The 25,464-nt window shown below is 50.5% G+C and carries 21 protein-coding genes; 10 read left to right on the forward strand and 11 right to left on the reverse strand.

Annotated features, from left to right (window positions below; all coding sequences use genetic code 11):
- Positions 1 to 13: 13 nt before the first annotated feature.
- Positions 14 to 163 (forward strand): hypothetical protein, encoded by a 150-nt coding sequence (locus LKK83_RS25875; RefSeq protein WP_324634347.1) that lies wholly within the window; start codon positions 14 to 16, stop codon positions 161 to 163.
- A 39-nt stretch (positions 164 to 202) separates the two neighbouring features.
- Positions 203 to 439, forward strand: coding sequence for a hypothetical protein (locus LKK83_RS25880; RefSeq protein ID WP_324634348.1), 237 nt, complete (start codon positions 203 to 205; stop codon positions 437 to 439).
- Positions 440 to 762: 323 nt separating this feature from the next.
- Here LKK83_RS25880 and LKK83_RS25885 read toward each other — a convergent pair whose 3' ends face one another.
- The 5 genes from LKK83_RS25885 to LKK83_RS25905 form a co-directional block, all read right to left on the reverse strand.
- A complete protein-coding gene (locus tag LKK83_RS25885) occupies positions 763 to 3,816 on the reverse strand; it encodes an SMC family ATPase (protein ID WP_324634349.1) in 3,054 nt (1,017 codons plus the stop codon).
- A 102-nt stretch (positions 3,817 to 3,918) separates the two neighbouring features.
- Positions 3,919 to 5,094 (reverse strand): exonuclease SbcCD subunit D, encoded by a 1,176-nt coding sequence (locus LKK83_RS25890; protein WP_324634350.1) that lies wholly within the window; start codon positions 5,092 to 5,094, stop codon positions 3,919 to 3,921.
- A gap of 161 nt (positions 5,095 to 5,255) precedes the next feature.
- Positions 5,256 to 5,753 (reverse strand): BON domain-containing protein, encoded by a 498-nt coding sequence (locus LKK83_RS25895; protein ID WP_324634352.1) that lies wholly within the window; start codon positions 5,751 to 5,753, stop codon positions 5,256 to 5,258.
- Between the two features lie 123 nt (positions 5,754 to 5,876).
- On the reverse strand, positions 5,877 to 7,184 hold the full coding sequence (locus LKK83_RS25900; RefSeq protein ID WP_324634353.1) for a general stress protein: 1,308 nt from the start codon (positions 7,182 to 7,184) through the stop codon (positions 5,877 to 5,879).
- A 164-nt stretch (positions 7,185 to 7,348) separates the two neighbouring features.
- Positions 7,349 to 7,816 carry a BON domain-containing protein gene (locus LKK83_RS25905; protein WP_324634354.1) on the reverse strand — a complete coding sequence of 156 codons (468 nt, stop codon included), beginning with the start codon at positions 7,814 to 7,816 and terminating at the stop codon, positions 7,349 to 7,351.
- Between the two features lie 350 nt (positions 7,817 to 8,166).
- On the opposite strand from LKK83_RS25905, the gene LKK83_RS25910 reads away from it, so the two are divergent.
- The gene (locus LKK83_RS25910; protein WP_324634381.1) at positions 8,167 to 8,595 is read left to right on the forward strand and encodes a tetratricopeptide repeat protein; all 429 of its coding nucleotides are present in this window, start codon (positions 8,167 to 8,169) and stop codon (positions 8,593 to 8,595) included.
- 177 nt (positions 8,596 to 8,772) lie between these two features.
- On the opposite strand, the gene LKK83_RS25915 is transcribed toward LKK83_RS25910, so the two are convergent.
- Positions 8,773 to 9,075, reverse strand: a complete 303-nt coding sequence (locus LKK83_RS25915; protein WP_324634355.1) for a hypothetical protein — start codon at positions 9,073 to 9,075, stop codon at positions 8,773 to 8,775.
- Between LKK83_RS25915 and LKK83_RS25920 the strand changes: the two genes are divergently transcribed.
- The 3 genes from LKK83_RS25920 to LKK83_RS25930 all read left to right on the forward strand — a co-directional run bounded on the left by LKK83_RS25920 (position 9,063) and on the right by LKK83_RS25930 (position 11,976).
- Positions 9,063 to 9,473, forward strand: a complete 411-nt coding sequence (locus LKK83_RS25920) for a hypothetical protein (RefSeq protein ID WP_324634356.1) — start codon at positions 9,063 to 9,065, stop codon at positions 9,471 to 9,473. The two genes, LKK83_RS25915 and LKK83_RS25920, sit on opposite strands and share 13 nt — an antisense overlap.
- A 156-nt stretch (positions 9,474 to 9,629) precedes the next feature.
- Positions 9,630 to 10,205 carry a ferritin-like domain-containing protein gene (locus LKK83_RS25925; protein WP_324634357.1) on the forward strand — a complete coding sequence of 192 codons (576 nt, stop codon included), beginning with the start codon at positions 9,630 to 9,632 and terminating at the stop codon, positions 10,203 to 10,205.
- 190 nt (positions 10,206 to 10,395) lie between these two features.
- Complete coding sequence (locus LKK83_RS25930) at positions 10,396 to 11,976, forward strand: phytoene desaturase family protein (RefSeq protein WP_324634358.1); 1,581 nt, start codon at positions 10,396 to 10,398, stop codon at positions 11,974 to 11,976.
- 603 nt (positions 11,977 to 12,579) lie between these two features.
- On the opposite strand, the gene LKK83_RS25935 is transcribed toward LKK83_RS25930, so the two are convergent.
- The 4 genes from LKK83_RS25935 to LKK83_RS25950 all read right to left on the reverse strand — a co-directional run bounded on the left by LKK83_RS25935 (position 12,580) and on the right by LKK83_RS25950 (position 16,934).
- A complete protein-coding gene (locus LKK83_RS25935; protein ID WP_324634359.1) occupies positions 12,580 to 13,242 on the reverse strand; it encodes a dienelactone hydrolase family protein in 663 nt (220 codons plus the stop codon).
- A gap of 106 nt (positions 13,243 to 13,348) precedes the next feature.
- Positions 13,349 to 14,695 carry an erythromycin esterase family protein gene (locus LKK83_RS25940; RefSeq protein ID WP_324634360.1) on the reverse strand — a complete coding sequence of 449 codons (1,347 nt, stop codon included), beginning with the start codon at positions 14,693 to 14,695 and terminating at the stop codon, positions 13,349 to 13,351.
- Positions 14,696 to 14,888: 193 nt separating this feature from the next.
- Positions 14,889 to 15,551: a phosphoribosyltransferase gene (locus tag LKK83_RS25945; RefSeq protein ID WP_324634361.1), complete on the reverse strand. Its 663-nt coding sequence runs from the start codon at positions 15,549 to 15,551 to the stop codon at positions 14,889 to 14,891.
- A 642-nt stretch (positions 15,552 to 16,193) separates the two neighbouring features.
- Positions 16,194 to 16,934 (reverse strand): type 1 glutamine amidotransferase, encoded by a 741-nt coding sequence (locus LKK83_RS25950; RefSeq protein ID WP_324634362.1) that lies wholly within the window; start codon positions 16,932 to 16,934, stop codon positions 16,194 to 16,196.
- Positions 16,935 to 16,998: 64 nt separating this feature from the next.
- Here LKK83_RS25950 and LKK83_RS25955 point away from each other — a divergent pair, with 64 nt between their 5' ends.
- The 3 genes from LKK83_RS25955 (at position 16,999) to LKK83_RS25965 (ending at position 20,730) form a co-directional block, all read left to right on the forward strand.
- Positions 16,999 to 18,621, forward strand: a complete 1,623-nt coding sequence (locus LKK83_RS25955) for a hypothetical protein (RefSeq protein WP_324634363.1) — start codon at positions 16,999 to 17,001, stop codon at positions 18,619 to 18,621.
- Positions 18,622 to 18,765: 144 nt separating this feature from the next.
- Positions 18,766 to 19,539, forward strand: a complete 774-nt coding sequence (locus LKK83_RS25960; RefSeq protein ID WP_324634364.1) for a hypothetical protein — start codon at positions 18,766 to 18,768, stop codon at positions 19,537 to 19,539.
- A 249-nt stretch (positions 19,540 to 19,788) separates the two neighbouring features.
- Positions 19,789 to 20,730: a lysylphosphatidylglycerol synthase transmembrane domain-containing protein gene (locus LKK83_RS25965; protein WP_324634365.1), complete on the forward strand. Its 942-nt coding sequence runs from the start codon at positions 19,789 to 19,791 to the stop codon at positions 20,728 to 20,730.
- A gap of 39 nt (positions 20,731 to 20,769) precedes the next feature.
- Here the strand turns inward: LKK83_RS25965 and LKK83_RS25970 are convergent, their stop codons facing one another.
- A complete protein-coding gene (locus LKK83_RS25970; RefSeq protein WP_324634367.1) occupies positions 20,770 to 23,418 on the reverse strand; it encodes a PAS domain S-box protein in 2,649 nt (882 codons plus the stop codon).
- A 299-nt stretch (positions 23,419 to 23,717) separates the two neighbouring features.
- On the opposite strand from LKK83_RS25970, the gene LKK83_RS25975 reads away from it, so the two are divergent.
- Positions 23,718 to 25,454: a hypothetical protein gene (locus tag LKK83_RS25975; RefSeq protein WP_324634368.1), complete on the forward strand. Its 1,737-nt coding sequence runs from the start codon at positions 23,718 to 23,720 to the stop codon at positions 25,452 to 25,454.
- The last annotated feature ends 10 nt before the right edge of the window (positions 25,455 to 25,464 follow it).

The following is a 25,464-nucleotide window of genomic DNA, read 5'->3' on the forward strand; positions in this document are numbered from 1 at the left end:
GCAACAATAACGAATGCTTTTTGAAAGAAAAAAAGAAAATTTTAGCATTAGACAATCCTTCAAAGAAGGAAAAAAACTAAACAATAAAACCAGAAGTAATGCCTTATTTATTTCTGTAGTGGCGCAATTTAATGGAGAAATTTCACAAAAAATATTATTGTGATTTCGCCATAACCTACAGGTTATATCAGGTCTACAGAATATGAGTCCCAGGCAGCATACACTGGACTATTTTGAAAAAGATGGCTATAGAATGGAAATTATTAAATTCGTCAAAGAGTTAGATGTTGTAATTCACGATATCAAAGTAGAAAATACAACACTCAACGAAGAATCATTACAGAGGAACTGGAAAGCAAACAACCCACTGCTATTAAAAACGCACGACGGCTTTTGCAAGAATACGATCCACCAAACCCAGCAGGTGGCAATCCATTAACCACGGTGTATGTTTTGGTAGAAAAACTCAACAAGTTTATCCCCGGGTAAATCGGGGAAGCATTTGCGGCAAAATGGTTAATCTTTATGCCGGAATGCTTTACCGTCAGTTGAGTATAAATAGAGGAAACTAAACACCGATTGTTGCACTCCTATTTTTTGCTAATTAGGACAGTGGTTGAGAAAAAAACCAGGTTAATATAGTGTGCGTTTTATTGCCAATAAAAATAGCCCGCGTAGGCGGGCAATGTTGCATTTAGCCCTACCCTTCTGGGGTGCTGGGCTTTTTCAGACCAATCGAGCGGACTTAATATTATAACCTCATCAAAGCATTTCCACTTCCAGGCGAGAGCCTTGAGGAGATTTAAACACTTTTACCTGATTTGGCAATCGTTCTCCCAGGGCTTTTACGTGGGTAATAACCCCGATGAGGCGGTTTTGTTGGCGCAGGGAGTCTAAAATTTGCGTGACGCTTTCTAGGGTTTCTGCATCTAACGTGCCGAAGCCTTCATCTAAAAATAAACTGCCTAATTCTGCGCCCATCGAGAGCTTTTCTGAAAGGGCGATCGCCATCGATAAAGAGGCAGCAAAGGTTTCCCCACCGGAAAGGGTTCGTACCCGTCGCAGTTCGCCGCCATTCCAGTTATCTTCAACCCAATATTCTCCCCCTTGCATTTGCAGCGCATAGCGCGCGTCGGTGAGTTCTTTTAACAACAGAGTGGCGCGGGCAACTAATTCGGCTTCTAAATGCTCTAAAATATAAGCCTGAAATTCATTGGCTTTTAGATTTTGCGCCAAAGTCCGATAAATTTCATAATTTTGAGTGACGGTTTCGCATTCGGCGAGCAGTTTTTTCCCCTGTGCTTGTTTTTGTTCGGCTGCTTGAATCCAGGTGGAGAGTTCCACACGCTTATCTTGCGCCGCTTTTAATTTGCCTTCGGCGATTTTTTGGGCGCTGCGCCGCTGGTTAAGTTGGGTTAAATCGGTGGTTCGATCGCCGATAATTTCTTGTAAATCATTCACCCGCGTGGATAGCTCGACTTTCGTTTCTCTGTACTGGGCGATCGCGGTTTGCCATTGGCTTTGTTGTGCGGGAGAAACGATTGCTTCGAGAAAGCTTTCTTCGGTAAAATCGGCACCTTTTAGGGTCTCTTTCCACCGGGCATTTAATTGCTCTTTTTTGTCTCGTGCTGTATCTGCGGCGGTGGTGGCTTGGTGGGTCTGTTCCCGCAGTTGTATCTCGTTCGTCTGCACCGATCGCGCGGCGTTTTCGGCGGCTTCTGCGCGATCGCGGAGGGTTTGTTTTTGTCGGCTGAGCGCTTGTGCGAGTGCCTCGTAAGACTGACCCTCGGTTATCTCATGCAGTTTGTCCCTTGCGGCTTGCAGGTTGTGCTGTCGTCGTGCCAGTTCCGCCGTGGCGGCTTCCGACTCGGTGACGGCGGCGGTATGGGTTTGGGTGGCAAACTCCTGGGCCTGTTGCGCGCTCTCTAATTGTGATACAGCTTGTTTCTGGGCGTCGGCAGCGGCGCGATACTGGCGATCGCTGTGTTGCAGCGCTTCCCGTTCCTGCTGTAGGGCGATCGCGTCGATAGCGGCTGATGCGGGTAACTGTAACGCCGCCGCAATCTGTTGGCGCAACCGATCCTGTTGCTGCTGGGTGCTTTCGAGTTGTGCCCGCGTCTCGGATTCTTTTTGTGCGATATTCTCTAAAGCCGCTTCTGCCTTGGTTGCGCTCAGTTGCGCCCTTTGCAATGCTTGCGCTGCCCGGGCTTCTTCTTGCCGCAGGGGGACGGTATCGATAATATCAAATGCCGCTAAAGAGGGCAATTCTGCTTCGGTTTCCGGGTGCAAGCCGCCACACACCGGGCAAGTATCCCCCGGTTGCAAGGTCATCCGCAATGCGGCAGCATGGTTGGCGCGCGCCGCTTCCGCGTTGGCGTTTTCTGCGGCTTCGAGTTGTTGCCGAATCGCCGCGATCGCCGTTTCGGCTCGTTCCCGGTTTAAAATCGCCGCCCGATACTCTTCTTCTTGATTATACTTTTCCCGCACGGCGCTGTCAAGTGCCTTGCCCTGCTGTTTCAGTTGCTTTTCCACCATCGCCCATTCCCCCAGTAGCGGCGCAACGGTAGTGAGACGGTCTAACCGTTCCCCTCCCGGTTGATGTCGCTGCAGGGCGTCGGTGGCGCTTTGCAGTTGCATGGTGGCAAATTTGAGCTTGGCGGAAGCTTGCGTGAGTTGATGTTTGGCGGCTTGTTGCTGACGCTGTTTTTGCTGCAAACTGCTCGTAGCGATCGCCACTTCCCGCTCTAATTGTTGCCGTTGGGCTTCGTAAACTTTCGCCGTGGCTAAGGCGGCTTCCCGGGCGGCAATTTGCGGCGCGATCGCCTCCGCTTCCGCTCTCACTTTTGCCAAGTTTTCTTCCGCCGCCGCCCGTTGGCTGGCGGCTTGCGCGAGACGGGCGCTGGCTTCCCGGGCCGCAGTTTCCGTGAGGTGGGCTTGCTCTCGCGCCTCTCGCACAAATGCCCACTCGGCTTGCAAGCGATCGGCCCGTTGCGACTGCGCCAACCGGGTTTGCAGGCTTTCGATTTCGCCAGATTGGCGGTTTAACTCCTGCAATTGTTGCTGCAACTGGCTCAGGCGGGTTATCTGCTGGAATAACCGTTCCTCCTCATCGAGCAATTTCTGCGCGTTGAATACTTCGGCATTGAGCGCGTTTAAGCCTGCTTCTAACTCGGTGAGTTGCGATCGCGTCTCTCGCACTTCTACCTCGTCTGGTACGGCGAGATCGGCGATTTGCCGCTCGATGGTGGCCACTTCTTGCTTGAGCATCCGCGCCAAATCGTTGGTTTCCTTCCGCATCCGCTCGAATATCTCGAATCCGGCGAGCTGTCGCAGGATTTCTCGCCGCTTGCTGGTATTTCCTTTTAAAAACTCGTCAAATTGACCTTGCGGGAGCAGGATAACCCGGGTAAAGGTATGAAAGTCCATTCCCAGAATCTCCGCGATCGCTTTTTTCGTTTCCCGTTCCTTCGTTTCCAGGGTTTCCCAACTGCGATCGCTCAGGGCTTGTTCTAACAATACCTGCGTTACTGGGCTACTGGGGCGATATCGCCAGCGCCGCGTCACCCGAAACTCTCCGCGAGACACGGAAAACCGAAATTGCACTTTTAACTCACTCGCCCCTTGGCTCACTAATTCGCTTACTTGGGAGGTGCGGGCAGTGGTTCCATATAAGGCATAGGTGATGGCATCGAGTAACGAGGACTTCCCCGCCCCCGTGGCCCCGGTGATGGCGAACAAATCTAACTCTGAAAAATTCAGGGTTTGTTCGCGGCGAAAGCTGGTAAATCCGGCTAGAGAAAGTTCGAGGGGTCGCATATTGCAATCAAGTAGTTGAGAACGAGCGGTTTTTGGGTTAAGTTTAGCACGCCGATCGCCTCGGCGTGCTTTCGGATTAGCTATCTAGTTTATCCTTTCATGTTATCCCACCGGCTTCTTTTCTCTTAATTTTTTATAAAGATTTTTAAATTCTCGCTCCACCGCCGGATCCGGGGAGTAGCCGAGTCGTTCTTGATAGTAATTGCGAAATTCCTGCACCGGGTCGAGTTCGGCGGAACTGCGCGTGGGTTGGGGGCGCTGAAAAAAGGAGTCGGGATAAAAGGGTTGAATTTGCAGGGCTTGAGGACAAATTTGCCGCACGCGATCGGCCAATCCGAGAACCGGACTGTCTAATTCGACAATAACCTTCAAAAACCCCGGATAATACTGTTGCGCTTCTAAGGTTTCATCTAAACTGTCCCCCGTACAGCGAATTACTTTTAACGGGCGCTGACAGATTAACGGAATAAATTCCACCTGGGCCGGTTCTCCCGGTTCGACTTCAATCAAATAAAAGCCTTTTTCTTGTTCCGCTTCTCCAAAATCAATTTGAATTAACGAACCGGAATAATAGGTGGGCGGACTGGTGCGAATTTGCTGAGGAACGTGGATATGCCCGAGGGCGATATATTGCGCTTCTGGGGGTAAAGTTTGGCGAGAAATGGCGTAGGTGTCGCGGGTGTAGTAAGCGACTTCCGATTGCGCCAATTTTGCGCCATCCATTGCCATATGACCCATCAAAATATTGACTTGCTTTTCTTTAAACCAGCTCGTTAAATCGGCAAAAACTTCGCCAACTACTTCCCGATAACTTTGCCGTTGCTGTTCGTCATTTTGATGCCACAATGCATGAGCGTTCAACATCCGCCGTTCCGACGCAAAGGGTAAGGCACCAACGCAGAGTTTGCCGCTTTTCGTATTCAGAATGACCGCGCCTCCGTCATCCGCCAAACGGGGTTTTCCCAAGGCACGAACTCCCGCCAGAGAGAGCAGGTGCGCCAGTCCATCGATGCGGGTAGCGGAGTCGTGATTTCCCGCGATCGCCACAGCGGGAATGCCCGCTTCTTGTAACTGATAAAAAAATTGATAGGCCACTTTTTCGGCGTAGGCGGGCGGGTTGGGAATGTCGAAAATATCCCCGGCAATTAGCATCGCATCCACGTCCAATTCTTTGGCATGGTGGAGAATTTGCTCCAACGCGCCTGCAATTTCGCGGGTGCGATCGACGCCTTTTAATCGTCGTCCGAGATGCCAGTCGGCAGTATGAATGATTCGCATGGGGAACGGGGGAATTAGAGGATAATTTAGCCATGAGTTTGACTGATGTAGAATAGTTTACCCCATTGCCAAGCAATTTACAAGGGAGTCGGAGGGGAAAAATAAAAGTAGGGTGGATTAAACCACCCTACTTCAGAGAAATCGGTTCCCTCGGCCAACGGTTACTCAATTTCTTCCGGAATAGCGGGCGCGACTTGGACATTTAATTCTACCACCTGTACCCCGGGAATCTCCATTGCCACCGGGGCGATCGCATTTAGTTCGTTGATGGTTTGCACCGTTCCGGATATGGTCACCAATCCATTTTCATCGGCATCAACTGCAAGAATACTGGCCGGCAATTGCGTTTCTAAGCGATTGCGAACCAGACTTTCGATGTTGTCTTCGTCGATTTCTAACGGGTCGCCGAATGTGGCTGCTCGTTGTTCCCTTGCCCGTTCGTCCGAGGCAATTTGCGCTTGACGCAGGTCACTTTTCGCGTCTTCTACCGTTTCTTGCACGTCTTCAATATCGGGCACTTCACCGGGGGCGTAAACGCTATTGGGAGCGTCGGCGCTGGTGCGGTCTACGCTGCAAGCACCTGCACCCAATACAATCGCACTGGTGAGTAACATCGGAATAAATTTTTTAAGTTTTCTGGGGTGAGTTAATAGTAGCATAGCGAGTCAATTGGTTTCTATAAAACTGTTTGAAATTCAGTGAAAAAGGGAGGAAATTGCGTTAGGGGAGAGACCCGATCGCTCGGGCCTCTACGAGAGAGATCTTCTCATTTCGCAACGGGATTATACTCGTCCGGTGGGATGATAATTAGACGTTCCCGCGCGGGGTTGAGTATAATGGTGAGAGCGATCGCGATAGGGAGTGCTGCTTTCGGGAAAGGGTTCCCCGGGAAGCTCGTAGATGCCCCATTCGCGAATGCCTCGGGCATTGAGAATCGAGTCAGCGAAGCGAATTTCTCCTTCAGTGGCGGTCACGAGGACCAAATAATCGCCCTGTGCGACGCGATCGCTGTATAGTTTGGCGCGTTCTTCCGGAATGCCCAGCCCGATGAGTGCGCCGACTAAACCGCCTGCAGCTGCACCGATCGCGCCTCCTGCCACGGTACTGGCGAGGGCAGTGGCTTCCGCACCGACGAGCAGCAACGGTCCAACGCCGGGAACTGCCAAGGCACCGAGTCCGACGAGCAAGCCGGTCAAGCCACCGACGGCACCGCCTGTAATCGCACCGGCTGCCGCACCTTCATCGGCTTTGTTACCCCCGGCAGGTTCCACCTCAATGCTCGCTAAGTTCCCCTGACGGTCGCGATCGCGGGCGATTACTGACACCTTTTCCATCGGAAACCCTTCGTCCCTCAGTTCTTGCAGCGCTTCTTCCGCCGCTCTAGAAGTGGAAAACAGACCCACCGCGCGTTGGTGTTGTTCCATCCTCACCGGACGTGCCGAGTTGGGGGTCGTCTCACTCATAGAGGCAGAGGGACTGTGGCGACTCTCGCCGGGAATGTCATAGATGCCCCACTCTTCAATGCCGAGGCGGCTGAGAATTCGTTCGGCGCGACGGATTTCGTCTTCCGTGCCTTCCACGATTAACAAGTAGTCGCCTCTGGACACCCGCTCGTTATACACGCGGGCGCGCTCTTCCGGAATGCCCAATCCGACCAACGCTCCGACTAAACCGCCGGCTGCCGCACCGATCGCGCCTCCTGCCAAAGTATTGGCCAGGATATTGGCGATCGCGCCACCAAACAGCACCGGACCGATACCGGGAATGGTCAGTGCGGTCAAGCCTTCCAGCAAGCCGATAAAACCGCCCACGGTGCCCCCGGCGATCGCACCAGTGGCCGCACCTTCCCCTGCGCGATCGCCGGCGGGTTCCGTATAGGTGCGCGTGGCAGGGGCAGAGGCAGCATCTCCCATCGTGCGATGATGATTCACGTCTACTCCCGTCACATTCTCCCGTCGGTGAATATCTGGGGCAATTATCGAAATATTGTCGATACTAAATCCAGCCCGTCGCAGTTCATTGAACGCGGCTTCGGCGTCTTCGTAGCGAGAAAAGACACCCACGGCTCGTTTATCTTTTAAAAAAGCCATTTTTCCTCCCGTTTATCATCAAATATATGGCGCAGGTTTTGCCAAGGTAGGCTCTCCTGCACTCCTCTTTAGCTTATCCCTTTTGCTCGGGAAATTCCTCTGTCTTGGGAGGGAAATTTACGCGATCGCGACTCCTTCAGCTTGCCGCTTTCACACCCTTGGCTTCACGAGTTCTGTTCGGAAACTGCCGGCGCGACAATCGCGTTGACTTTTACCCGTTTTACCCCTTTAATCTCCTTGGCTAAGGGTTCGATGCGCTCGAATTGCTCTGATGTGGGAACTGTGCCGGCGATTGTCACCACTCCCGCTTCTGCATCAACGGTGAGCAAACTCGCCGGTAAATTTACCTCTAATTTACTTCTAACTTCGCTTTCGAGATCGCGATCGGCGCGTCGTTCGGGATTGCCCCACCAATTATTCCGCTGCTCCCTGGCACGAATGTCTGCATTTGCTTGTCGTCTTCGCAGGGATCGAGTGCCATCGTTATAGGTTTCCCAAGCGGTGTCCGCATCCGGGGGTTTGCTATCGATTTGCGTGGTATTTGGAGCGCTGGCGCTCGTTTTCGCCACTTGGCAACCCGCTGCCGCAAACAGCACCACGGCAGTGAAAATAAATCTAGGTATTTTTTTCATCTTTCTTTCCTCATATTTTTCTCTGCTAAGCGATTATTTCCGGGGATTAGTTTGCTTTTATTTTGCCATTTTTTATTGGTCTACTTCCCTTTGGATGGGCATTTTTACCCGTTAGCTGAATTATAATTTTGTGAAAATCGGTTGACCCTTATAATCATTATCATAGGCGAATCCCGAGGCAATACGCATCACTCTTAAGGATGAGCAATTGGCTCTGTCCCTAGAAAGAAAAGCAGCCGTCAATCTTTCTTTGAGGGGGCGATCGCCGCGAATTTTCCAGCGACAATCCCAGTTTAGGTGAGAATCAAACCGTTGCACTCTCGCTTACACCTACAGTCGGTGCGGGTTCGCTGGCTTTCCTTCAAGCGCTGGAAATCGAACCCGACGCCCCGGATTTGTTAAATAATCTAGCAGTAGCTTACAACCAACAAGGGCAGGAGGAAAAAGCCTATGCCCTCATCAAAGAAATTCACGAGCGATTTCCGGATTATAGTATAGCTCGTATCTCCCTCGCCTTCCGAATGTTAGAGGAACATAAAATCCCTCGCGCTGAAGAATTGCTCAAACCCCTGTTGTCACAAAAGCACTTATACTTTACAGAATATGGGTTGTTTTGTCGCTCGCAAGTCTATCTCGCTTTTTACAAAGAAGAGGTTGAAGCCGCACAATATTGGCTAAACATGTGGGAACACAACAAACCGGAAAACCCCGAAATCCAGGATTTAAAATCCCGCCTAGCTGAATTGCAACAGTTACAATCAATGATGGACGATCTCTAGCTATTACCCCCAAGGGTGCAGGGTCAACGCTTAATCATCGGATTGTACCTAGCCAAAACCTGACATTTGTATGGTCGGGTGGAAACCGGGTTATATTTCGGTTTCTACCCGACCATTTTCGGGGGGTGACAACATCACTAACGGCTGATGACGTTAAGCCGTTAGCCGCGATCGCGCCTAGGGCACTTCATTTTGCCGTTCCTCCACCCGCACCGGGGGATCGGTGAGTCCCCATTCCCCGAGTAGTTTCACCACCCCGATTGCGGCAAATATGCCGATAATTGCGCCGATCGCCACTAAAATGATGTAGAGCTGCTTAAACGCTTTGCGCGTTTGAGACGGGTGAGCGTTTGGCACATCTTCCGCTTGTTCGTGCGGACTTCCCGGTGATTGCTCGGGAATTTCTAACTCTTGGGTGTGGGGGGGTGGGGGTTCGTGAGAGTTAAATGCATTGGTAGGTGGGTCGGTTGGTTCGTTCATGGTATTGGTTTCCGTTAAGTGCTCCTAAATATATTGTAGTCTTTAAATCAGATTGGCGATCGCCCCCCGATTTTGCTAACACTTCATTATACCACATCGAGCGGCAATCAGCAGCATTTATCGGCCTGAAAACTGCAACCCGGGGCGAATGTTTGCCAGATTTGTTGCCTGCATTACCATTCGGTGGCGGCGAAGCATCGGCGAATTTGCAGTGGGTTCCCGCTTTCCATCCCGGTGAAAAAATCTCCCTTGCGATAGATGGCAATGGCTCAAAAATGCTTTTCAAATTGACCGCACCTCGGATGCTCTCTGGTGGCGATCGCCACCAGCAAGATTCACAGAAAATTCAGCCTTTAGATAGAAGCGATCTCGGGGGGGAAATAGGTAGGCTAACCTAGGGTATGCCACTCTAGAACCAGCCGATCCATAAAAAGGGAAACCGAGAGTTTTACAAAAAATGCTCGTTTCCGGTTGAACTGAAAGGCGACTTTAAATAAGATACCCCAACGGCAAATTAATTGTCAGTTAAGAAAAAGCGAAGAGGAACGAACAATATGACTGCAACACAACCGCAAAAAACCGAACTTTATGATGTGGAAAAAGTGCGTCAAGAGGCGCGTCAATCCATTGAAGAAGGGGCAATCACGGAAGATTATCCCCTCGACTTAGAGCAAACCTACAAGCTGCTCAACGAAGCCCTGGCATCGGAAATTTTGTGCGTTTTGCGCTATCGCCACCACGAAGTGATTGCCAAAGGGATTAATTATCCCCAAGTGGCAGCGGAATTTGCCGAACATGCCGCCAGCGAACACGAACACATGATGGTCCTCGCCGAACGCATCGATCAACTCGGCGGCGATCCCGATTTCAATCCGGCAACAATTGTCCAGCGTTCTTCCACGGAATACGGTTCTAGCGGTCCGAATGTGGAACTTGTGGAACTGATTAAAGAAGATTTAGTCGCCGAACGGGTGGTTATCGAAATTTACCGCAAGTTAGTTAACTATTTTGGCAATGCCGACCCCACCACCCGGCGCTTAATCGAACAACTTCTCGCCGATGAAGAAGACCACGCCAGCGACTTGGCCGATCTGATCGCTGCAGTGGATCCGCGCAAAAAACCGGTGTAAGCGATCGCCTTAACCCCGGTTTTGCTGCCCTGAGTTCGAGTCATCTATGACCCGTACCCGCAGAGAAATCCGAGCCTGTAATTCGGGGGCATAGTCCCCCGTTTTGCTATACCGCTGCCACAAAGACTCGAAGCAATCTCTCCAATATATTTTAACACAACACTTGCAGAATTAAAGAGGGGTAAATGCGATGAAAAGCTTTGATTATGTGATACTCGGAGCCGGACTGGGTGGACTTTCTGCCGCCGCTTGTTTGAGCAAGCAAGGACATCGCGTGGCGGTGTTAGAAAAGCATTATTTACCGGGCGGTTGCTGTCACACCTTTGATATCGGACAGTACAGTTTTTGTGCCGACGTTCACTACATTTCTCAATGCACGCGCGATCGCACCATCGGGCGGTTTTTGAGCTTTATCGAACGAGACGTAGAGTTCAATTTACTCGATCCCGACTGCATCGATCGCGTCATTACCCCAGACGTGGATTTTAACATTCCCTTGGGATGGGAAACCTTTCGCGATCGCCTCCTCGCCACCTTTCCCGAAGAATCCACCGCCATTAACCGCTATTGCGACGAAATCAAGCACCTGCACAAACAAATGCGGGGCTTAGTGCGCGATTTCAACTGGTACAATCGCAAGTGGTCCGATTGGTTGAAATTGCCCAAATACTTAGATGTATTTTCCAAACGCCACTGGACCTTGCAAGACCTTTACGATAAAGTCGGTTTATCGCCAAAGTTGCAAGACCTCTTGGCGGGTCAAAGTGGTGACTATGGATTGCCTCCCAACCAAATTTCACTGCTTCCTCATACCTCTCTCGTGCGAGATTATGCCGCCGGCGCATATTATCCCAAACATCACTTCAAGCACTTCGTGGACACGATTGTAGAAGCGATTCAATCCCACGGCGGGGTAGTGCAATACTCCACGCCCGTGGAACATATTCAGGTGAAAAATGGCACGGTGGAAGCCGTGAAAGCTGGGGGAGAAACCTATCAAGCCACCCAAGCCTATATCAGCGATTTAGACCCGAAATTAACCGTGGCACTGATGCACGACGATCGCGCATTAAGTCAGTCGGAACGCGATCGCCTCACCGATTACGAATATTCCAGCAGCGCTTTTAACATTTACCTCGGTGTAGACGAACGATTCGATCCGCAAAAGTACGGAATCGGTAACTGGAATCTGTGGTATTATCCCCACGGAAACCTGAATCGCTCCTATCAACAACAACTCGAAGGCTCTTTCGATCGCCCCTGGATTTTCCTCTCCTGTCCCACCCTGAAATCCGGCGCACCGGGAATGGCTCCCCCAGGACATCACGTCTTGGAAATTAGCACCATTTGTCCCTACGAACCGTTCAAAAAACTGCACGAAACCGACTTAAAAGCCTATAAAGCCAAAAAGGAAGAATTTTACGAGAATTTGATGGAAAGCGTCCGCGATATCATCCCCGATATTGACGAGTACATCCAGCTCAAAGTCTCCGGTACCCCCACCACTACCGAGCATTATTTAGGTCAACCGCAGGGCAACATTTACGGCGCAAAATTGATTCCCAATCAAGTGGGATTGAATCGCATCGGATATCAAACCGAACTGCCGAATCTATTTTTTGTCGGCGCGAGTGCCGGTTATCCCAGCGTTCCCGGCGTGATTGGCAACGGGATTGATGTGACCGAATTGCTCACGGGTAAATTAGTCTGGGATCGCTCTCGCATGTACGGAATTCCCGAGGAAAAAAATGCAGTGGTTAATGTGTCGTAAATCGATTTGAACTGATATCTTGCATCAGTGGCAACACCCGCAGGTGCTTTAAAACCCCTGCTAATAATAGCGTGGGGTCGGTTGAAACCGACTGAAATACTTTTACCGTAAGTTTCCTAGTCGGTTTTTAACCGACTTCAGCTCCACGGGCGGGGATTTTAATCCTCGCCGCATCGTGGGGTCTCAGAGATTCTTATCAGTTATCTGTTGCAGACCTAAATTAAAATGGTATCAGTTTAGGGTTTATCAAGTGTTGTAACATCCATCCCGGGAGGGATTTATTTCTGGAAATCTGGCATCCGGTGGTGAGTTGAATCGAATAAAAAGCGGGCGATTGAAATCGCGTCTGAGCTTTTCTTGCGTCCGCCGACGCGGACTAATTTTTTTTGTAACGATCCTTCCTTCGACTCGTTTTTAGGCTCTGCCTGGGCAACCTCCCTAGAGGCTCTGCCTCCCCACCAAGCAATTTTACCACCCAGGCATCGGTGCTGCATGGTTCGCTTTCAAATCCGGGTATAAAATTTGCACAAACCCCGATCGCCGATCCAGCGCGCGCTGGATCGGCGATCGCGGCAGAGATTCATCTGGCGATATAACGGAAATTTAGACAAAGTGCTGCCGGAACCACTCGCTGGCGTGGTGGGCGACTTTTTCCAGTTTTCCGGGTTCTTCAAACAGGTGGGTAGCACCGGTAATGATTTGCAGTTTGGTTTTGGCCTGCATTTGCGCCATTGCTTCTTGATTCATGTCAATGACGGTAAGATCGCGACCTCCCACCAACAGCAAGGTTGGCGCTTGAACTAAGGGTAACGCCGGACCGGCCAGATCCGGGCGACCTCCGCGAGACACCACCGCACCCACCAGTGTGGGACGTTTGGAAGCCGCAACTAAGGCAGCACCGCCCCCGGTACTGGCTCCAAAGTAACCGATTTTCAGGTGACGAGTGTCCCGGTTGTGAGTGAGCCAGTCGGTGGCACCCACAACGCGATCGCCTAACATGCCGATATCAAAGCGCAGGTGACGGGTTCGCATATCCACGATTTCTTCTTCGGTGGTCAGCAGATCCATGAGTAAGGTGGCCAGTCCCGCATCCTGCAAGACACTCGCCACGTAACGATTTCGCGGACTGTGGCGGCTGCTCCCGCTGCCATGCGCGAACAACACAATCCCTTTGGCATTCACGGGAATGCTGAGATTGCCTTCTAAATTGACCGGACCTACGGGCAGGCGTACCAGTCGTTCTTCTAAATTCTGTGTTTTTACCATTTTTATCCGTTTTGCGTTTCTTTATGTGAGTTAAAAGGCGGCAGAGCCGCCGATTGGAGGTTCCCAGGCTGAGCCTGGGAACCAGCATAGTTGTTTTGTGTGAAGACTAGACGCCATAGGGAAAAGTTTCGGGGACTTCGCCGCGCTCCCAGATAGGGGTGCGCTCCAGGGGTTCGAGGGCGCGGGTCTCGTCAAAGTGGATAACCGCATCGAACTGATTCGGTAACTTTGTGTTAAAATAGTGGCTTGCCCGTTCGGTTTGAGGAAGATAAATCACCCCGATCGCCCGTTCGAGTCGCGGCGCGCGCAGTTCGCTTACGGCGTCGGAATCTTGGCGCAGGTCGAGCAAGAAACGAGACAGTCCGCTATCGCGAAACAGCCCTTCATAACTGTTTGGCAGGGCGGGACGGACGCGCTTGCGTTCGGCGGTTTCGCCCCAACTGGAAGCGGCGGTAACGGTGCCGGTATTGGTGGTCAATCCCACCAGTACCGCATCGTCATTATAGCGCTGGCGCATCAGTTGACCCACATTCAGTTCTCCTGCAGCACCCATGTCTGTGGCCCGGGCATCGCCAAGGTGAGAGTTGTGCTCCCAGACGACGATTTTGGCCAGAGAACCTTGGCGATCGCTCAAGTGCTGAGCCAGATTCTCCAGGGTTTCCGTCATGTGGCGATCGCGCAAGTTCCACGAAGAAATCCGCCCCCGGAACATAGAGCGATAGTATTCCTCCGCATTTCGCACTAACCGCGCATTCTGTTCGGCAAAAAAGAACTCGTCCTCGGGCACTCGTCCGTCGCGTCCGGCGTAGTCTGCGGCACGACGCTGCATGTCTACAAGCTGATTGATAACTTCATTTTCGCATGGTTCGCTCAACCCGAAGCTGGTGGCATAGCCATATTCTTGCACGTTTTCGCCGAAATGTTCAAAACAGCCATAGCGCTGACGGGCACGGGCAGCCGCTTCCGGATCGATGAGGTCGAGATACTTCAGTACGGCTTCGATGGAGCTGTATAAACTGTAGAGATCTAACCCATAGAACCCGACTTTTACCGCGTTGCTGGGCAGGCGATCGTTAAATTGGCGCAACCAGCCGATAAAATCTAGCACGTCGGTATTGCGCCACATCCAGGTGGGGAATCGCTCGAAGTTCCCCAACGAGTCGATCGCCTCGCGATCGTCGCTGACATTGCGGACATAGCGGTTGATGCGATAGGCATCGGGCCAATCTGCCTCTACCGCGATCGCCCTAAAGCCTTTTTCCCGAATCAGTCGCTTGGTAATTTCGGCTCGTTGCTGATAAAATTCATGGGTGCCGTGAGTCGCTTCGCCGATGAGGACGAAGCGCGCGTCACCCACCATATCCATTAACGGATCGTAGTCCCTCGTCTCACCAGTCAGTCGGTGGGCGTCTTGGCGAATCGCATCGGTAATCTTTAATCGGGTAATGACCATTGTTGTTTTCCTCCTTGTTTCCTCTTTTGGCTTCGGCAAGGAATCAAGAATTAAGAATTAAACTATCGGAAAAAATCCCTATAAACCGCTCTTTTTATCAAGGCAAAAGGGGAAAAACAAACGAGTCACAGGGGTGAGAACTACTTAATAAAATTCTCAATTCTCAATACCAAATTTTTAATTTTTTTGAAAGTTACCGACGGGAAGTAGCCGGTTGCTGATGCGAAGCGCGATCGAGCAGTTTTCGCACTTCTGCGTCGGTGGTTTGGGAGAAGTTGTCATACCAAACCCCCACGGCGAGGAACGGATCGGGCGTTTCGGCGCAGATAATTTCGTCTACTTCCATTCGGAATCGATCGCAGGTTTCTGGCGCACCAACCGGAACCGCCGCGATTAGTTTGGCAGGGTGTTGCTGTCGCGCGGCGATCGCTGCCACATGCATGGAAGCGCCGGTGGCTAATCCGTCATCCACGAGAATCACCGTGCGATCGCGCAGGTCTAAGGGGGGAAGATTGCCGCGATAGGCTTGTTCCCGGCGTTTTAACTCTTTGTCTTCCTCGGCGGCGACGCGATCGATGGCTTTCTGCTTGACGCGCAAGGAGTTGACCACATCTTCATTCAGAACCCGGACGCCACCACTGGCGATCGCCCCCATCGCCAATTCCCGATGATGGGGTACGCCTAATTTTCGCACCAGAAACACATCGAGTGGCGCATCGATTTCTCTAGCCACTTCATACGCCACCGGTACCCCACCGCGCGGCAATCCGAGCACCAGTACGTCGGAACGATTGGCGTATTGGCGAAGTTTTCGGGCCAGCACTTGACCGGCGTGCATTCGATCTCGAAATAGCATATTTGTCATCCTCCAGACTGCATAATTGCTGAAAATTATTAACCCTTGCTCTTGCGCTTAGAGTTTCAGGCAGATATATTATTCCTTGATTGGCATCAGGAAAGCGCTTCTTTAACCTTTTTGACATCAATGGCATCTGCGAACCAATAGCAGTTACCCTCGTTCGCTTCTGTTCCACAAACGAGCGCCATCGGTGTAGTCATTTTTGTAATTTTTTGGGTTTAGCTGATTTTTTAGACTCTATTTCTAGAGTAGCTGAAAATTCCCTGGAAATTCATCGCTCTTCAGACAGATTCCCACGGCAAACACTCTCCGAAATATTTCCCTCTCGCGATCCAACAAACTGTTTTCGCTTCGAGCTATAATTGAAAGGTTAAGCTTTAAAAAAACAGCGAATCCACAGGATAGGAGGTGAATCCGTTTATCTATATCCCCAGTCTGCGACTCAGAACACATCCTGGCGGCAGAAGGGAAACCGCCAGGATGAACGATGGGGGGTGTCGGCTAACCTAACCACAGCGCGATCGCCCCGGATATGGCCGACTCTCCCGGATTTTTTCCTAGATTATAACTCAGAAAGACCGCCCGTGGCAACATTTTTCTGCTTCAGCATAAAGTGGAGGAATCGGTTTAAACTCGAGTTTATGAAGCCATTCCTGTGGTATAGTCAAAAAACTGGTGCAGGAAGGTGCTGCTGAGGGCTTGGAAATTGGGAAAATACAAGCGATTTGCTTGGCGGATCAGGGTAGGTGGCAGTTTTTCCCCGGGCGGTTTATTCTCGTTGTGATTTTGCACCCATTTCTCGACAATTTCTTCCGTGGCTTCCAGATGAAATTGCAACCCCCAAACGCGATCGCCATAGCGAAAAGCTTGATTTGGGTACTGTTGGGAAGCCGCCAGACGAACGCAATCTGGCGGCATTTCAAAGCAATCTCCATGCCACTCCAACGCCTTAAACTTGCGGGGAAAGTGTTTGAACAACGGATCGTTTTCACCGGCTGCAGTTACAGAAAGATCGTACCACCCCAATTCCGGACCGCGATCGCCTTTCGACACCGTAGCCCCCAATACCTTGGCAACCAGCTGCGCCCCCAAACAAATCCCCAGAATCGGAACTTCGCGATGTAAAGCATCTTCGATTAACTTGCACTCGTAACGTAACCAAGGATATTCTTTTTGTTGATAAACGCTCATAAATCCACCGAGCACGATCAGGTGGGTGTAAAACTCGTTTACCGGCATCGGGAACGTCGCCTCGGTTGCCATATCTAAGTATTCATAGGGAATGTTTCTGTCGCGCAGAACCGTTTCAAAATGGCCGAGGTTTTCGCACTCAGCGTGCTTAATTGCCAAAACTCGGTGGGGAACGTTTTGCTGTTGCATCTTGACCTCTGGAACGAGTAGTGGGAATTTTTATCCTATCTCAATCAATCGATAATTTTAGGCGATGAGTAGAAATCTGTTTGCCTCTGTGGCGATCGCGCAAATTCCGAAAATCTTGACCTTATGCGATCGCAACCCCCATAGCCCAACTTACGGTTGCTTTGACCGTAACTTCTGGCATTACAAAATCGTAGACTTCCCCAGTGGCATGGCGCAGGAGTTTGTATGGCCGCTTGCCTTGGCCCATGAAACTGACCTGCCGGATAATCCATTCTATCATCAAAGCGCCATTCGCGATTGGGTAGAAGCCGGTATCCTCTATGCCGCCCGCAGCGCCCATCCCGACGCTTCTTGCGATGATTATTTCCCCTTCGAACGCGCCGCAGGTGCCGCCGCATTTTCCCTGCTGGCCTGCATCGAAAGTTACACCCTCCTCAACCTGAATAACTTTGAAGCGCTAAAATTTTTCGAACACCGCGCCCACTGGTTGGCGCATCACCACGAAAGCGGACAATTAACCAACCACCAAGCCCTAATCGTTCTGTGTTTGGAACGCCTCTCGAAACTGTTAGAAACCTCCACCTGGGACTGGGCTAAAGCTCAGCGTCTCGATCGCGTTTTATCTTGGCAAAATTCCGAAGGATGGTTTCAGGAATACGAAGGCTGCGATCCGGGCTATCATACCCTCACCATTTCTTGTTTGGCCAGCATTTATCGCCTCTCCCCCGATGAACGAATTAAACAAGCATTAGAAAAAGCAGTGGAATTGGCGGCGGAATTTATTCACCCCGATGGCTCTTTTGGCGGCGAATATGCCAGTCGCAATACCTATAATTTTTTCCCGCATGGCTTTGAATTAGTCGGCCAGTGGATGCCGCAAGCCCTTCGCATCAACGATTTATTTTTACAAGGGATTGAAAATGGTTTGGTGCCCTGCTACGCCGACGACCATATTATCGGACATCATACCTGGAATTACTTGCTGGCATGGCGCGATTTCGTTCGCGATCGCCCCGCAAAAGCACCGCGCCCCCCCGGGCGCGTTTTCCTCCCCAACGCCCAATTGCTCATCGATCGCCGTTCCGAAACCAGCAACGGTTACTCCCCAGAAGCCACCACCGAACTCTATCTCGCCCTCAACAAAGGCGGCGTTTTCAAACTGTTTCGCAACGGAAAACTCGTCGTCTCGGATACCCACTTTTCCCTGCAAGTCCTCGTCGGAAATCAACTCAAAAATGCCGTGGGTCATTTAATCGATCGCTATGACTACCAACTCGATGACGATGAAATTATCATCCAAGGACAACTCGGATGGGCAAAACAAAAACAAATGACTCCCCTCAATTTACTCATCCTGCGAGTCGTCATGCTCACCGGTGGCCGTTTTTTCCCCAACCTCATCCGCAAACTCCTGCAAAAAATGCTAATTACCGGCAAGCAAGGTGCTCCGTTTTATTTTATCCGCCGCCTGCGTTGGGAAAACGGACATTGGCAGGTTAATGATGAATTAGTGGCGCAATCTTGGAAAAAAGTCGGTTCCTTGGGCATCGGTGGCGACCAAACCTCGATTTATGTGGTAATGAGTCGCACGTTTCAACGCGGTCAATTGCAGCCTTGGCTCGACCTCACCGATGAAATTAATAGCCTCTCAGACGGTCAACCGTTAAAAGTAGAACGTCAGTTTTAATTCCAATCTTTCCAACCCTTCGGCGATCGCTCCCCCATCCCGTAACTATGCCACTGCAAAAACTGTCACAATATTTCCCGGTCATTCCTAGGGGCGATCGCCATAATCGAAGCAACAGTTTAGCAAATATTTGGCAATACTTCAATGTCTATCAACTTTTTTGGTGGATTTACCATCATTTGGGTGCTGGTTCTCCTCCTGGCATTTGGCATTTTACAATGGTTGAACATTCCCACGGGAAGTTTTTTGGATTGGGTAATCGGCGGGGCGAGTTTTTGGTGGTTGTTGGTCATTGTTACCGTGCCGTGGAATATTTATTTTCAATCGAAAGAAGTGGTACTCGAGGCAGAACAATCCCGAGAAAAAAATATTCCAGTCGATGACAAACAACTGAATTACGTGCAAGGCGTGGCGAAGCGATCGCTCGGCATTGCCCTAGGGCTGCATTTGCTTTCTGCCATCGTTTTGTATGCCTTAGCCATCACCGGCATTAGTGCGGTAGGATATATCGGTTCTGGGGCGGCATTATTGTTAACTGCCTTGCGTCCCGTGGTGCGCGCTTATGAATATATTGCCGCCCGGTTGATGATGATTCGCAAAGCATTTACCTACCCGCGCGAAGATGTGGTAGAACTGCGCGATCGCGTAGCCAATTTAGAAGCACAACTCGAGGCAATCCAAGAAAACCTAGACCAAAACAATCCCGATTCTATGGTGGCAATGGTACAGCGACAACTCTCTGCCAATCGCAATGATTTAACCCGTCTTGCTGCCTCGGTGGAAGAGTTGCGATCGCACAATCAAGCCGAACACGATAAACTGGCAAAAGACGCCCGCAATGCGATCGCTCAACTCAGCGAAGACTCGCAAGTTTTAGAACAGGTTCGCGAAATTATACGTTTTTTCAAAAGTGCCTAACTTTTGCCCCGCCGGATACTCGCCATCGCTATTTTTTCCACGGTAATTTTTCAGGTACCCAGACACCTCCTGCGCCTATCGATGGCACTGCTGACGCGATTTGCGCTATCGAGACGACAACATTGGGGGAATAGGGATGGGTTTGGAGATATAGTAGACATGACCCGCGATCGCTAGGGGCAAGGTATTGCCGTGCCCTTGGGGGATTGATGAGTGCATGACCGGATCTGACGCCTACATTCCTAACCCATGAAACGACTGATTTCTTTAGCTGTTAGCTTGCTGATTCTCGCGGCCATTTATTGGAAAATTGACTTTTCCGGACTGATAAAAGTCTTCGAGAATTGCGATCGCCTCTGGATGAGCGTTAGCCTCGCAATGGTCTTCCCATTAATCGCTATCACCAGTTGGCGATTGCAACAACTCGCGCCGCCCACCACGCGCCTGGATTTTCCGGAGGCCAATCGATTGATTCTCGCCTCTAGCGTGTTAAATATGGTGCTTCCGTCGAAAATGGGCGATATTGCTAAAGCATATTTCATGCGCGATCGCGGGCATTTGAGCGGTTCTTTAGCCCTGTCTCTGGTGGTGTTTGAAAAAGCCTGCGATTTGCTTTCTCTCCTGTTGTGGTGTGCCTTTGGCTTGCTATTATACCCCGAAAAAGATGTATTATTTTGGCTGATGACGGCGGGCGTGGCTGGGGGATTAATCGCTGGCGTGCTGCTGCTGAGTTCGCGTCGGTTTGCCAAGGTATTTTTTGCCGCCGGCGCGCGGGTCGCCCCGAAAAAAGTACAACTCAAGCTTGACAAATTGCGCTTTTCCTGGGGGGAAATGCACCAATATTTCTGGAGCGATCGCCGTCAGCTTGCCAAAATTACCCTCACCTCAATTTTTCTCTGGTTTTGTCATTTATTGCAAATTTGGTTCTTTATCCTTGCCCTGAATGCTTGGACTCCGTTTCTGGCGAATTTAGCCCTTTCCCCCTTGGCCATTTTAGCCGGATTGCTGCCTTTAACCTTTGCTGGGGTTGGCACCCGAGATGCGGCCTTGATTGTATTTTATCAACCCTATTTTAACGAAGCAACCGGTGCCGCATTGGGATTGCTCTGTACTTCGCGATATTTAATTCCCGCGATCGCCGGCTTGCCTTTTCTCCAAAAATACCTCGCCACGATTCGCAGTTGGAAATAAAGCGTCCCCACAGCAAACTCCCTCCCGCTTGGCCCTTTTTCATCCCTTTTCATTCAATTGGCGAATGGGAATTTCGATGCAAAATTCCACACCTTTACCCGGTTCGGATTTGCACCACAAATGCCCGCCATGTTTATCAACAATAATTTTATAGCTAATGGCCAATCCCAAACCGGTGCCTTTCCCCACCGGTTTGGTGGTAAAGAATGGCTCGAATAGTTTATCGCCAATTTCCGGCACAATTCCCGGGCCATTATCCGCAATAGAAATCACCGCATAAAACTCGTGCGGATCTTCGTCCCGGAAACTGACTTCTCCCGGGGCTTCCCTTTTTTCCCACCGGGAACAGGTGACAGTGGTACGAATCTTGATTATCGAGGGATTGGCGTTGATTTCATCGCGAGAACGATGGCGGTTGTACTCATCTAGCGCATCGATCGCATTGGCCAGAATATTCATAAATACCTGATTGAGCTGTCCGGAATAGCAACTTACCATCGGCAACTCGCCGAATTCTTTAACCACTTGAATTCCGGGACTATCGGGTCTTGCTTTCAGGCGATTTTGCAAAATCATCAGGGTGGATTCGATGCCTTTATGAATATCCGTGGGCTTCATTTCGGCTTCGTCCATGCGGGAAAAATTCCGTAAGTTAAAGACGATTTCGCGGATGCGATCGCTCCCCATTTTCATCGATTCTAAGAGGTTCGGCAAGTCCTCCATCATAAACTCGAAATCCATCGCTTCCATTGCCTCGCGAATCGATGGGGCGGGTGAAGGGTATTCTTCTAAATAAAGTTCGAGCAGACCGAGTAAATCTTGAATGTATTCGCGGATATGAGAAAGATTGCCATAAATAAAATTCACCGGGTTATTAATTTCGTGCGCGATGCCGGCCACCATCTGCCCCAAACTGGAGAGTTTTTCGCTATGCAGCAGTTGCGCTTGGGTTTGCTTGAGTTCGAGCAAGATTTGTGCCAGTCGCTCGGCTTTTTCTCGTTCTCGCGCTTCGGAATTTCGCAGGGCTACCTCGGCGGCTTTATTCTCGGTAATATCGCGGGCTACACCATAGAGTAACCCTTCGGAAACAAGCGGGACGGAATTCCAGGCTAACCAGCGATAGGAACCATCTTTACAGCGATAGCGATTCTCGAATTTAATCGCTGGAGAACCTTGTTCAATTTGCTGGCGAAATTCGGCTTCGGTGGCGGCGCGATCGTCGGGATGAATTAACTCGATAAACGGAATGGAGAGGACTTCTTCTCGACTGTAGCCGAGGATTTTTTCCACGGCGGGATTTACCTGTTTGAAGTAGCCGTCAGTGTCGGCTACGATCAGCATATCTAAGGAGAGATTAAAGATGCGATCGAATTCGGCTTGGGTGCGAACTCGCTCGATGATTTCGCCCTTCAATCGTTCGTTGGTTTCTTCTAGTTTTGCAGTGCGTTCTTTAACCAATTCTTCGAGCTTGTCTCGCCCTTGCCGTAAGGCGGATTCGGCTTTTTTGCGTTCGGTAATCTCGTGGGTGACAACCATCCCGGCAAAAATCTCTGCGCGATCGTTTTTCACCGGCAATACTTGCACTTCATACACCCGGTCTTCATAAGGCATTTCAAATTGATGGGTTTCTCCCGCCAGTGCGGCGCGATAAACCGGTTCGAGGGCTTCACAAGTGGCGCGATCGAAGATTTCCCAAATGGTTTTTCCGATGATGCGATTCGCCTCGATACCCACATCGGCTAATCCTTTGCCATCGGCGATCGTGTAGCGCAGGTTACGATCGAACAAAATCACCGCTCCTTGAGGAAAATTCTGGGCTAAGGTGCGGTAGAGTTGTTCGCTGTGGCGCAGTTTGTTTTGGCTGGATTTGGCTTGCGTAATATCGCGGAAAACCCAAATCCGCCCATAGGTATTTCCATCCAGGGAAATCAGTGGAGCCGTGTAGCGATCGCAAATTCGCCCATCTTTCAGTTCGATTTCATCGTGGCTGATTTCCCACGGATGCCCATCAAAATATTCTACCTTTGTCAGAAATTCTTGCGGATTTTTTAGCCCCGCCAACATCCACTCGCGCAACACCCGATCGCCTTGGGTTTGTAGTACCGATTCGGGAATTTGCCACAGTTGGACAAAGTGGGAATTATAGGAAATTACTCCTGCGCGATCGTCCACCACCAATATGCCGTTGGTCCGGGAATCGCTGTGGGTTTCCAGCAGTGGCGTGCGGTTTGTCCAGCTTTCGGCTGCCTCGGATTTCGGGTCGATTTGTGCCCACAGCATCACCCCGGCAATATCACCTTGGTTGTTGCGCCAGGGACGCATTTCCCACTTCACCCACTGGCCGTTTTTTTCCCGGGTGCGCTGTTTCCCGACCTCGATTTCTCCGGTTAAACACCGCTGGAAAATCTCTTGCAATTGACCCCCCGTTTCGGGGAAAATCTCAGGGTGCGATCGCCCTTGCAGGGGTCGATCGCCCAATTTTAGGTCGATCGCCCAGCGATCGCTCACCAGAAGGTAGCGCATCTGGCGATCGAGCATGGCAATGGCGGTGGGCGTCTGAGCCACAAATTGGCGCAGTAATTCAACGGAATCGGACATGACTGGTGCTTGCGATCGCTCTGAAAAGCTTGCAGAGTGGGGAATCTCGTAGGTTACGGGTTTGTTAGCCTGCACGGACGGGTTTAGCACCCTGGTGAATGTTTTGGTCAGTTTAAGCCCGAGCATAGTTTTATTCTATCAGTAGATGAATGGTTCAAACAATTTGGTTATAATCCAGTGCTACCCCTTTCGAGAATGGCAGAATTATCCAATTGTTCTCTCGGCGGATGTCATGGAAAATACCGACAGCACCCCTGCACCCTTCCTCTCTTCCCGGAAAAGACCCACGAGGTGCTTCGCCTTTCCCTTTTCCTGAAATACCCGCTTTCCCCGCGCTAACATCACAACGCAAACCCATTTAATCCCGACCTCCTAGATTCCTCCGAACTATGAGCGATCGCCCATCCCAAATGAAAAAATTACAGACATTTCTCACTGCGCCTCCCCGGAAAAATTCCCGCCGGGAGATTATTTTTTGGTTGAGTTTAAGCCTGACGTTTACCCTCATTTATAGCTACATGGCGCTGTCAGAAGCATTTAACGGCAACTATGTGGTGCAAGATGACGCAAGGCAGCATGTGTTTTGGATGCAGCGCTTTGTAAATTCCCAGTTATTTCCCAACGATTTAATTGCCGATTATTTTCAATCGGTCGCCCCTTTAGGATATACGACACTTTACCAATTTTTCGCCACCTTGGGCATCGAGCCATTAATGCTGAGTAAATTACTGCCCCCGGTGCTAGCACTCATCAGCGCTTTGTACTGTTTTGGCTGTACGATGCAACTGTTCCCCGTCCCGATCGCCGGCTTTATCAGTACCCTTTTGCTCCAGCAAAGTTTGTGGATGAAATTTGACGTGGTGTCCGCCACTCCCCGCGCCTTTGTCTATCCCTTCTTCTTAGGTTTTTTGTATTATCTCCTGCGAAAAAATTTACTCGGCGTCTGTCTGTCTCTCGTTCTTTTGGCTCTCTCTTATCCTCCCTATGTTTTGATTGCTTGTGGGATGCTAGTCGCGCGATTGGTGAAGTGGAAAAATCCCGGAATAAAGCTCTGCCAAAATCGTCGCGACTATTGGTTTTCTGCCCTGGCAATTCTAGTTGCTTTTGTGATGATGTTGCCCTATGCCTTGCACTCCACTGAATTTGGTCCGACGATAACCAGAAGCGAAGCGATCGCCTACCCAATTTTTCATCCGGAAGGACGGCAATCTTTTTTTAGCGACAATCCGCTTTACTTTTGGTTGATTGGCGAGCGATCGGGCATTCTTCCTCCCCTGTTGCCCCCGTTGATTTGGCTGGGACTTTTCTTGCCCTTTGCCTTACAAAAACCGCAGATATTTCCCTTGGCTAGAAGGGTACAAAATCAGAAAGTATTGCTCGATTTAGCGCTGACTTCTCTGGCGCTATTTTTTGCCGCTCATGCGGTGGTGTTTCGCCTCTATTTGCCCAGTCGCTACATCGAACATAGCGCCCGCATCGGAGGAGCGATCGCCACGGCAATTTTGCTCACCTTGATTTTGGATTGGGCTTTAAACATTGTCACCCCAGCAGCAAGACAATCGAATGGTAAAAAAGCGATCGCCCTCGCTTCTAGCCTGCTGCTTGCCATTGCATTAGTGCTTTATCCCCTCTACGATCGCAGCTTCCCGCGCACCAACTATCGTCCCGGCAGATTGCCGCAATTATATGAATTTTTCCAACAGCAACCGCAAGATATTCTCATCGCTTCTTTAGCCTCCGAAGCCAATAATCTGCCCACCTTTTCCCACCGTTCCGTTTTAGTCGCCAGGGAATATGCCATTCCCGTTCATTTGGGATACTATCGTCAATTTAACCAACGAGTCACGGACTTGCTGCGCGCTCAGTATAGTTCGGATCCGACTCAGGTGCAACAATTTATCCATCGCTATGGGATTGATTTTTGGTTAGTCGAGCGATCGGCATTTACCCCGGAATACATTGCCCAAGATAGCTGGTTGCAACAGTATCAACCCGAAGCCCAACGCGCGATCGCTCAGTTGAACTCGGGTACTCTCCCCATTGTTGCCACCGCGATCGACCGTTGTACCACTTTCCAACTCGGCGATTTTGTGGTTTTAGACGCCGATTGTATTGTGACAAAATAACAAAACATGC

Source organism: Phormidium sp. CCY1219 (assembly GCF_035615515.1).
Lineage (GTDB): Bacteria > Cyanobacteriota > Cyanobacteriia > Cyanobacteriales > Laspinemataceae > CCY1219.